The sequence below is a fragment of the Rhodoferax sp. genome (assembly GCF_010365055.1).
Taxonomy (GTDB): Bacteria; Pseudomonadota; Gammaproteobacteria; order Burkholderiales; family Burkholderiaceae_C; genus Rhodoferax.
Window position 1 is genome coordinate 1 of sequence record NZ_JAAFHA010000137.1, and the last position, 7077, is coordinate 7077.

Annotated in this window: 5 protein-coding genes and 2 pseudogenes; 3 read left to right on the plus strand and 4 right to left on the minus strand. The window is 56.1% G+C overall.

Going from position 1 to position 7077, the window contains the following annotated elements; all coding sequences use genetic code 11:
* A pseudogene (locus GZ093_RS19250) lies at nucleotides 1-220 on the minus strand (acyltransferase); the annotation flags it as partial.
* Nucleotides 221-354: 134 nt separating this feature from the next.
* Between GZ093_RS19250 and GZ093_RS19255 the strand changes: the two are divergent.
* The 3 genes from GZ093_RS19255 to GZ093_RS19265 all read left to right on the plus strand — a co-directional run bounded on the left by GZ093_RS19255 (nucleotide 355) and on the right by GZ093_RS19265 (nucleotide 4688).
* Nucleotides 355-1479, plus strand: coding sequence for an oxidoreductase (locus tag GZ093_RS19255; protein WP_296489199.1), 1125 nt, complete (start codon nucleotides 355-357; stop codon nucleotides 1477-1479).
* Between the two features lie 156 nt (nucleotides 1480-1635).
* Nucleotides 1636-3267 carry an ATP-binding protein gene (locus tag GZ093_RS19260; RefSeq protein ID WP_296489200.1) on the plus strand — a complete coding sequence of 544 codons (1632 nt, stop codon included), beginning with the start codon at nucleotides 1636-1638 and terminating at the stop codon, nucleotides 3265-3267.
* The gene (locus tag GZ093_RS19265; protein WP_296489201.1) at nucleotides 3264-4688 is read left to right on the plus strand and encodes a sigma-54 dependent transcriptional regulator; all 1425 of its coding nucleotides are present in this window, start codon (nucleotides 3264-3266) and stop codon (nucleotides 4686-4688) included. Before GZ093_RS19260 ends, GZ093_RS19265 begins: the two co-directional genes overlap by 4 nt.
* A 49-nt stretch (nucleotides 4689-4737) precedes the next feature.
* Here GZ093_RS19265 and GZ093_RS19270 read toward each other — a convergent pair whose 3' ends face one another.
* From GZ093_RS19270 to GZ093_RS19280, 3 genes and pseudogenes are all read right to left on the minus strand, one after another.
* Complete coding sequence (locus tag GZ093_RS19270; RefSeq protein ID WP_296489202.1) at nucleotides 4738-5385, minus strand: cytochrome b/b6 domain-containing protein; 648 nt, start codon at nucleotides 5383-5385, stop codon at nucleotides 4738-4740.
* 12 nt (nucleotides 5386-5397) lie between these two features.
* A complete protein-coding gene (locus tag GZ093_RS19275) occupies nucleotides 5398-6600 on the minus strand; it encodes a cytochrome c3 family protein (protein ID WP_296489204.1) in 1203 nt (400 codons plus the stop codon).
* Between the two features lie 277 nt (nucleotides 6601-6877).
* Nucleotides 6878-7077, minus strand: a pseudogene (locus GZ093_RS19280) (hypothetical protein); the annotation flags it as partial.

The window sequence follows — 7077 nt, forward strand, 5'->3', positions numbered from 1 at the left end:
TGGTGCGCTGGGTCAGCCGCATCCAGCCGCTGTTGCCGGCAATCCAGGCTTCGGCGATGTGCAGCAAGATCGGGTCGATCAACAGGCGAACCGCTTTGATCGGGATCAGCAGCTTGACAAACGAGACGAGCAGCAGGATCGGCACCCAGAACAGCGCATTGAGCACCATCAGCAGGCTGGCGATCAGGCCGACCAGTGGCGCGGGTAGAAAATTAAGCATGGGTCGCTTTCAAGCAAGGCAGTGGCTGACGATAGCTCATTTTGGTTGGCTTCAAAACGTGGGCGTTTTTGCTGCACGCCCGGCCCGCATGACCGCGAAAATGTCGCGTATGCATTTTCGAGGATGATGAGCGCATGAATGACTCAACCATTGCCAGAAATTCCGCCAACGTCAACGCCGCACCGCTGCAAGTCGCCCTGATTGGCTACGGCAACGCCGGCCGGATCTTTCACGCGCCGCTGATCTCGGGTGTGCGGGGTTTGCAGTTGGCCTGTATTTGCTCCAGCAAACCTGGGACCGCGCAGGCCGACTGGCCGCAGGTGCGCGTGGTGGCGACACCCGAGGCGCTGTTGGCTGACCCCGGCATTGACGTGGTGGTGGTGGCCACCCCCAACGCCAGTCACCATGCGCTGGCCAAAGCCGCCTTGCTGGCGGGCAAGCATGTGGTGGTGGACAAGCCCTGCTGCGTCACGCTGGCCGAGACCGATGATTTGCTGGCGACCGCCCAGGCCGAGAACCGGGTCTTGACGGTGTTTCAGAACCGCCGCTTTGATGCTGATTTTCTGGCGCTTCAGCAGGTCTTGGCCAGTGGCCGACTCGGCCGGGTGGTGCAGGTGGCGTCGCACTTTGACCGCTATCGCCCCGCCGTGCCAGCGCGCTGGCGCGAGCAGAGTCTGCCCGGTTCGGGTCTGTGGTTTGACCTCGGGCCGCATTTGCTTGATCAGGCGCTGGTTTTGTGGGGCATGCCTGATGCGCTGTGTTTGGACCTGGCCTGCCTGCGCGATGGCGCCCATGTGAACGACTGGTTTCATGCCGTGTTGCGCTACGACAGCCGCCACGGTGGCCTGCGCGTGATCCTGCATGCCAGCACGCTGGTGGCGCAGCCGGGCCCGCGCTGGGCGGTGCACGGCACCCAAGGCAGTTTCACCAAGTTCGGGCTGGATCCGCAAGAAGACGCATTGAAAGCCGGGCATCGCCCGCAACTGGCGGCGCTGCATGATTGGGGACAAGACCCGCAGGCGGGCGAGGTGTTACGGTTTGACGCCATCGCCGGCGTGGCCAGCCCGGTATCTGTGCGCCACGCGGCACCCAAGCCTTGCGGAAACTACCTGGCCTACTACGCCCACTTGCGTGACCACCTGCGCGGTCTGGTATCCGAGCCACCCGTGACCGCCACAGAGGTGCGTTCGGTGATGCAGTTGCTCACCTTGGGTGAGCAAAGCGCGGCGCAAGGGCGGTTTATGGCGCTGCCGGTTTGAGGTTGAAGCGGCCGTCGCTGCACCTGAGCTTGAGGGCAAGCAAAAGTCTCACAAACCGTTCCGGTTCGTCATCGCGCATGAGGAGAAGCTTGATTCTGATCACTTTCGTGGCATGAAGCGGGTGCCATAATGATTTATTGCTTGTAGATCTAGTCAATGCGTTCAATAAGTCTCAGGGTCAAGATCAGCCTCTATCTGTCCATCGTTCTGTCGGTGGTGGCTGTTCTGTTCACAATGCTTTTTGTTGAGCACCGGGAGGAAGAACTGCAGGGTGAGATATCCCGACATGTCACACAAATTTCCGATGTGATTATCGCGAGTACCCGTCATGCGATGTTGGTGAACGAGCGTGACATCGCTGGCAAAATCATTGAGGATATTGGTAAGCAAAAAGGCATTGAACGCGTCCGGGTGATCAATAAAGACGGCACGATCATTCATTCAAATCGGGCGTCAGAGGTTGGCTATTCGGTCGAACAACAGGACGAACCCTGTGTTCAATGCCATCAGACCAGCCCACCCATGACGCAGGTCTCCGACGACAAGCGCTGGAAAATAGTTGAAACGGGGGGGCACAGAGTTCTCAGCAGCATGCAAGCGATTCGCAATGAGCCTTCGTGTTCGTCTGCCTCCTGCCACGAACATTCTGCCAGCCAGTCGGTGCTTGGCATCGTGGATCTTGCGTATTCTCTCGAGGAGATGGACCAGTCGAGAAAGACACATACCATTCACGTGATCGGCATGGCAGGCGGGTTCATTCTCATTTTTGCGATCAGCATCGGTGTTTTGCTGCAGCGCCTGATCTATGTGCCTCTGAAAGACCTGGACGCCGGCGCCAACGAGATCGCCGCTGGCCGCCTTGATCAAAATATTCCGGTGCGTAGCAAAGATGAATTCGGCCGCGTCGCCGCATCGTTTAATCATATGACTGACGCACTGCAGGCATCAAGGTCAGACATGCAGGACATGCTGCACACCCTGGAATCAAAAGTCACAGAGCGAACTCGGGAACTAATGGCCGCCAAGGCGGAGGTCGCACAGGGAGAAAAGCTGGCCTCCATCGGCGTGCTGGCGTCGGGCATTGCCCATGAATTGAATAACCCGCTCACTGGTGTGCTGACCTTTACCTCCCTGATGCGCAAGAAAGCCGCAGAAGGCAGTGAGGATGCAGCCGATCTGGACCTGGTGATCCGCGAGACCAAACGCTGTGCCAGCATCATTCGGCGACTTCTCGATTTCGCGCGGGAAAAAGTGCCTGTCAAGGGATTTTTCAACCTGAATCTCGTGGTTGAAGACACCGTGCGTTTTGTTGAACGACCAGCATCCTTGCAGCATATCGAAATCATGACTGCGCTTGATCCTGCCTTGCCGCAGATATGGGGCGACGCTGATCTGATGAAACAAGTCGTCATGAATTTGCTCGTCAATGCGCAGCAAGCCATCGAGGGCCAGGGCCGCATCACAGTCGCAACTCGCCTTTGCCCGAGCACGGATTCAGATCAACCGGGTGTTGACGCGAGTCCGATGGTGGAGGTCAGCGTCACGGACACCGGCTGCGGTATTCCGCCAGATAACTTGGAGCGCATTTTCGATCCATTTTTCACTTCGAAAGAGGTGGGCAAGGGAACCGGGCTTGGCCTGTCGGTCAGCTATGGCATTATCAAAGCGCACGGCGGCAAGATCACAGTCGACAGCGTCGTTGATGAAGGAACTACTTTTCACGTCTGTCTTCCGATCAAGCCCCCTTTTGATGAAGCCGAAAACCATATGGCCGCGAGCACCCCATGACTGCCAGAATACTGATCGTTGACGACGAAGAGATTGTCATTCGGAGTTGCGTGCGCATCCTCAGCGACAGCTGCTATGCCGTTGACTCCGTCCAGAGTGGCTTTGAGGCTTTGAAAAAAGTGGATGAGACGGCCTACGACATCATTGTGCTGGACGTCATGATGCCCAAGATGGACGGTCTCGAGGTCCTGCAGCATGTGAAGGAAAGCCATCCGGATGTCGATGTCATCATGATGACCGGGCTGTCCGAGATTCAGACCGCCGTCAAGGCCATGAAGCTGGGCGCTTTTGATTATTTGTCGAAACCCTTCGACCCGGATGAACTCAAGCTGGTGGTGAATCGTGCGCTGGAGCGGCGCCAATTGTTGCAGGAAAATCGCAAGCTCAAGACCGAAGTCAGTTCCAAATACCGTTTTGAAAACATCATTGGCTCCAGCCCGCCGATGCAGACTGTTTTTGGATTGATCGCCAAGTGCGCCCCCACGAACAGCACGGTGCTGATCACCGGTGAGAGTGGCACTGGCAAGGAGATGATTGCCCGCGCCATTCATTACAACAGTTTGCGCAAGGACCAGCCATTTGTCACCGTGGACTGCAACACGCTCAGTGAAAGCCTTCTGGAAAGCGAACTGTTCGGACACACCAAGGGATCATTTACCGGGGCTGTGGCCAACAAGCGTGGCATGTTCGAAGTCGCCAACAATGGCACACTGTTTCTGGATGAATTCGGGAACATTCCGCTGTCAACCCAGGCTAAATTGCTGCGTGTCATCCAAGAGCGTGAATTCAGGCCGGTGGGCGCTACCACCACCCAAAAAACCAATGTCCGGCTGATCACCGCCACCAACAAGGACCTCAAGGCGATGGTGGCGGAAGGAACGTTTCGCGAGGATCTCTATTACCGCATCAACGTGTTCCCGATCCACTCGCCGGCCCTGCGCAAGCGCCGTGACGATATCCCTGCGCTGGCCTTTCATTTCTTGAAAGCCTTCTGCAATGAGCTGGACAAGCCGGTGTCAGAGATTTCAGACGGGGCGATGAGTCTGCTGATGAATTATGGCTGGCCAGGCAATGTGCGTGAACTTGAAAATACCATGCAGCGGGCGGTGATTCTGTCGTCTGACAATATCATTCGCCAAGCGCATCTGGCCAACATCATTGACAACGCGCCGCGGCTCGATCTGGACGTGCCGCGCACCAGCGATGAACTCAAGCGCATCAAGAAAATAGCCAGAGAGAAGTCGGTCGAAGAAGTCGAAAAGCTGTTCGTTCAGGAAACGCTTAAAAGAAATGCGTCGAACGTCACCCGCAGTGCTGAAGCAACCGGTATGCAGCGCACCAATTTTCAGGCGCTGATGAAGAAGTACAACATCCGGGTTCGGGATACCCAATACGACGATGGCGAACCCGAATCCATTTGACCTGATGTGATTCTCTCAGGCGAGGTCCATGAGACCTCGCCTTTTTTGCTCAGGAAGCCGCGTCGCCGCGTTTCGGTTCGTCTTCTATTTCCTCGTAACCGGTGATCATTGCCTTGAAGTGTGCTGATGGCGTGTGACCCAGGCTTGCCAAATAGACATGCACCACGATGAATCCGCTGAACACGATGAACAGCAGGACATGCACGGTATCGACAACGCGCACGCCGCCAAACATCTCGACCAAGGCGGAAAATCGTGACACATCCCACAGCAATACCCCGGAAAAGAACTGAATGGGCACCAGCAGCATCATGATGATCTGGTACATCATGCTTTGCAGGGCATTGAATTTGCGGTAGGCGCTTGGATGATGCGGGTTGGGATCGCCCTTGAAGATGCCATAACCATAAAACTGCATTTGCCGAAAGCTGGCGCGAAAATACTTCATCGGGCTAAGCTCGGGGTGATAGACCTTGATCTTGTCTGTGAAAAGATAAAAGCCTAACCAGATGAAGAAATTGGCGATCAGCACAAAGCCAATCCAGTTGTGAGCCACCACCGCCGTTCTGAATGACATCAACTGCATCAGGTCGAGGTATCGGATCTGCAGTCCGGTTGCAATCAATAGCACGAAACCAGTGGCATTGGTCCAGTGCCAAATCCTGACCGGCAGCGGATTGATATAAAGCTTTTGCATGGCTAACTCCTGCTATTTTGAGGTGTCATCATCGGCGCGACGATGAGGGGTTGAATCTTGTCCTTCGGCCGGCGCGCGAGCAGCCTTTTTCTCTGCCTCCAACTTGTCCCGCATGCCTTTGAATAGTCGCTTGATCGTCATGTGGCCAACGGGCACGGTGATGGCACCCAGCATGACCACCAACAACAAATAGTCCAACAGCTTGATCCGCGTGCTGCCAATGGCGTAGAAGCCGCGCACAGACTCGGTGGCAAGCAAAGAGGTCAAGACGTCTTTTTGAACGCCATGGCGTATCGGCCTGCCGTCTGGGCCCGCGATGGTCAGTGAAACGCTTTGAAACGGTTCAGCGCCTTTTTGGTGACAGACGTTGCAGTCTTTGATGGCCTTGGATTTCTCGCTCAACTGATGCGCCTCAATGCCAGAAGAAACCTCCAGGCGTCCGCGCAAGACGGTTTTGCCTTCGCTCCCCTCCTGGTTGAATTCTTTCAGCAGACTCCACAAGGCCCGCTCATCGAGTCCCATGTCCTTGGCGTCGGCAGCCAGGGTCAGCTTTTCAAACTGCGGCACGCCCGTCTTTTCAGAGACTTGCTTCATGGCCACATTGTCATAAAGCCGGAGATTGACCCGGCGCTGCGCTGTCGGCGCGTGACAAACCGGGCACGAGATCGCTTCAAAGTGACGCCCGGCGTTCGGCAACCACTCCTTGTGCTGGTTGATCGAGTCTTCGTGGCATGTCAGACAGGCGTCCTTGATGCCATTTCCCAAGGATGCAGCCAAGACCCCGTGGGACTTGTGGCAGTCGGCACAAATAGGGGCAGTTTTGCCGTTGGCAACGCGCGCCAGCCCATGCACATCCTTGGCATAGGCCTTGAAGATATCTTCGTGGCAGTTGGCACAGGCTGTGGCCGCGATCGGGCCGGCAGTCTTGGTGGAACGAACCGTGTGTGCATTGTGGCAATCGGAACACAAGGGGGCTTCCTTGTTGCCATCCTTGATCATCGCCGCATGGACACTGTCGTCATACTGGGTGAAGTTCTTGGCGTGGCAGGTGCGGCAAGACTCACGCATGCCCAGGGCAAAATCGCGCTTGCTCTTGATGGGCGTTATGGTCTTGCCGTGGGTCTTGGCATCAATGTCGTCGTGGCAGTCCTCGCAACTGGTGTCCTTGTGCATCGAATCGACATAGGCATTGGTGGAGATGGCCAGGGAAAGCACCTCTCCGCTTTCAAGCGTTTTCCCCGGGCCCACTTTGTCGTGGCACCTCAAGCATGCCAGTTCTTCTTTGGCCAGAGCACTTTCTTGAGCGTGAGCCCTTGGCCCAGCAAAAGAAAGCACCAATGCAAACAGGCCAAGCAAGAACAGGCTGTTTGGGCGTAAAAGCAAAAACCTATCGGTCAATGTGCACAATGTACTCATGGAAATTTCTCTCTTTTTTTGAGTTGGTCGCCTGCAGAACCATCAGAGTAGACAGTCGTCCTTGAAGGTGTTCACCTTACTTCGCGCGAGACTTCTTCATCAAGGCCTGCACTCCTATCCAAGCCAGCATGGCGGTGCCAACGAGGGGAAGCATCACTGCATAGGCCAAACCGATAAATGGCGCTGCCAGGAACAGGGCGACGTTCTTGAAGTTGCTGTTTTTCTCCACCACCTCGACAGGGCTGGCTTGCGGCTTTGGCACGACGGTGAGCGCTG